Raw genomic sequence first — 2,758 nt, 5'->3', positions numbered from 1 at the left:
CGTCGCGGACGTGCGCGAGCGCGCGTCCCGCGCGGGCCCAGGGGCGGGCGGCCGGCTGGTCGACCTCGCCGGCGCCACGGACCTCGCCGGCCTGGCCGCGCTCCTGCGGCGCGCCGACGCCGTCGTCGTCGGCAACACCGGCCCGGCGCACCTCGCGGCGGCCGTGGGCACGCCGGTCGTCTCCCTCTTCTCCCCCGTCGTGCCCGCCGAGCGCTGGGCGCCGTGGGGGGTGCCCACCGTCCTGCTGGGCGACCAGGGGGCGCCGTGCGCCCTCTCCCGGGCCCGCGAGTGCCCGGTCCCGGGGCACCCGTGCCTGCAGCTGGACGGCCGCAGCGTCGTGGAGGCCGTACGGTCGGTCGTCGGCGTCCGGCCCGGTGGCGCCGCGGGATCGGTCGAGCGGGTCGCGGGGTCGAGCGCCGCCGGGACGCGAGGAGGAGCACGCCCGTGAGGGTCCTGCTGTGGCACGTGCACGGCTCGTGGACGACGTCGTTCGTCCAGGGGCGGCACACGTACCTGCTGCCGGTGCTGCCCGGGCGCGGTCCCGACGGCCGCGGCCGCGCCCGCACGTGGGAGTGGCCCGCGTCGGCCGTCGAGGTGACGCCCGAGGAGCTGGCCGCGGCCCCGCCGGACGTCGTCGTCCTCCAGCGCGCCCACGAGGGCGAGCTGCTGCGCCGCTGGACCGGCCTCGTGCCGGGCGTCGACGTGCCCGTCGTCCACCTCGAGCACGACGCCCCGACCGACCACGCCGCGCGCAGCCGCCAGCGGGCGGCCGACGGTCGTGACCTCGTCGTGCACGTGACCGCCTACAACGCGCTCATGTGGGACAACGGCGCGGCGCCGACGACCGTCGTCGAGCACGGCGTCGTCGACCCCGGCGCGCTCGCCACCGGCGAGCGCGCCTCGCTCGGCGTCGTCGTCAACGAGCCGGTGCGGCGCGAGCGCGTGGCGGGCACCGACGTCGTCCTCGACCTCGCGCGCTCCCTGCCCGTCGAGGTCTACGGCATGGGGATGGTCGCCCTGGGCGAGCTCGCGGACGCCCGCGGCGTCCCCGCCCTCGGCAGCGCCTCCGACGCGCTGCACGACGACCTGCCCCAGCACCGCATGCACGCCGAGCTCGGCGCCCACCGCGCCTACCTGCACCCCTACCGGTGGACGAGCCTCGGCATGGCGCTCGTGGAGGCCATGACGATCGGCATGCCCGTGCTCGCCGTCGCCAGCACCGCCGCCGCTGACGCCGTGCCCACGGCCGGCGGCGTCGTCAGCGCCGACCCGCGGGTCCTCGCCCGGGCGGCCCGCGCGTGGCTCGACGACCCGGCCCGGGCCCGGGAGGCCGGCGCGGCCGCGCGCGAGCACGCCCTCGCCCGCTTCGGGCTCGGACGCTTCCTCGCCGACTGGGACGAGGTCCTCGACGCCGTCGTCGCCGGCGGCCTGCCCGCGGCCGCCCGCCGGGAGGTCCTCGCGTGAGGGTCGCGATGGTGTCCGAGCACGCCAGCCCGCTCGCCGCGCTGGGCGGCGTCGACGCCGGCGGGCAGAACGTCCACGTCGCCCACCTCGCCGCGGCGCTGGCGGCCCGCGGGCACGCGGTCGACGTCTACACGCGGCGCGACGCCGTCGACCTGCCCCCGCAGGTCGAGCTCGTCGACGGCGTCACCGTGGTCCACGTCGACGCCGGTCCCCCGGCCGAGGTGCCCAAGGACGCGCTCCTGCCGCACATGGAGGCCTTCGGCCGGCGCCTCGCCGAGCACCTGCTCGAGCGGCCCGCCGACCTCCTGCACGCGCACTTCTGGATGAGCGGGGTGGCGACGCGGGAGGCCGCCCGCTCGGTCGGGCTGCCGTGGGTGCAGACCTTCCACGCGCTCGGCTCGGTGAAGAGGCGCCACCAGGGCGCGGAGGACACGAGCCCGCCCTCGCGCGTGGCCGTCGAGACCGAGCTCGCGGCCGAGGCGGACGCCGTCCTCGCCACGTGCCGCGACGAGGTCTCCGAGCTGGCCGACCTGGGCGCCCCGCACGACCGCGTGCGCGTCGTCCCCTGCGGCGTCGACGTCGACCTCTTCACCCCCGACGGGCCCGTCGGCGGGCCGGAGCGGCGCGAGCAGCACCGCGTCGTCGTCGTGGGCCGGCTCGTGGAGCGCAAGGGCGTCGAGGAGGTCGTGCGGGCGCTGGCCCTCGGGCCGACCTCGGCGCTGGCGCGGACCGAGCTGCTCGTCCTCGGCGGACCGCCCGCCGACCACCTCGCCATCGACGCGGAGGCCCAGCGGCTGCGGGGCCTGGCCGAGGAGCTCGGCGTCGCGGACCGCACGCACCTGCTGGGGCGCGTGGACCACTCCGACCTCCCCGCGCTCCTGCGCGGGGCGGACGTCGTCGTCGCCACCCCCTGGTACGAGCCCTTCGGCATCGTCCCGCTGGAGGCGATGGCCTGCGGCCGCCCCGTCGTGGGCAGCGCCGTCGGCGGGCTGCTCGACACCGTGGAGGACGGCGTCACCGGCGCCCTCGTGCCCCCGCGCGACGCCGTGGCGCTGGCCGCGGCCCTCGGGCCCCTGCTCGAGGACGCCCCCCGCCGCGAGGCGTGGGGCCGGGCGGCGCGCGAGCGCGCCGTCGCCGGCTTCAGCTGGCGCGAGGTGGCCGCCCGCACCGAGGACGCCTACGAGGGCGTGCTCGCCCGCACCCGCCTGGAGGCCCTGTGAGCGACGAGCCGACCCGCCGCGAGACGACCCGCCGCGGGAGCACCGGACCGGGGCCCGAGCCGGGCCGGGAGGCG

Annotated in this window: 3 protein-coding genes; all 3 read left to right on the top strand. The window is 79.2% G+C overall.

Annotated features, from left to right (window positions below; all coding sequences use genetic code 11):
* On the top strand, positions 1-448 hold a 448-nt coding region (locus HLB09_RS15365; protein ID WP_171204198.1), incomplete at its 5' end, for a glycosyltransferase family 9 protein.
* A complete protein-coding gene (locus tag HLB09_RS15360) occupies positions 445-1,464 on the top strand; it encodes a glycosyltransferase (protein ID WP_171204197.1) in 1,020 nt (339 codons plus the stop codon). The genes HLB09_RS15365 and HLB09_RS15360, both read left to right, overlap by 4 nt.
* Positions 1,461-2,684, top strand: coding sequence for a glycosyltransferase (locus tag HLB09_RS15355; RefSeq protein WP_212771190.1), 1,224 nt, complete (start codon positions 1,461-1,463; stop codon positions 2,682-2,684). Before HLB09_RS15360 ends, HLB09_RS15355 begins: the two co-directional genes overlap by 4 nt.
* Positions 2,685-2,758 lie beyond the last annotated feature (74 nt).

The organism is Pseudokineococcus marinus (assembly GCF_013004605.1).
Classification (GTDB): Bacteria; Actinomycetota; Actinomycetes; order Actinomycetales; family Quadrisphaeraceae; genus Pseudokineococcus; species Pseudokineococcus marinus.
Note: the sequence above shows the minus strand (reverse complement) of the source record. Positions and strands in the feature narration are given on the sequence as shown.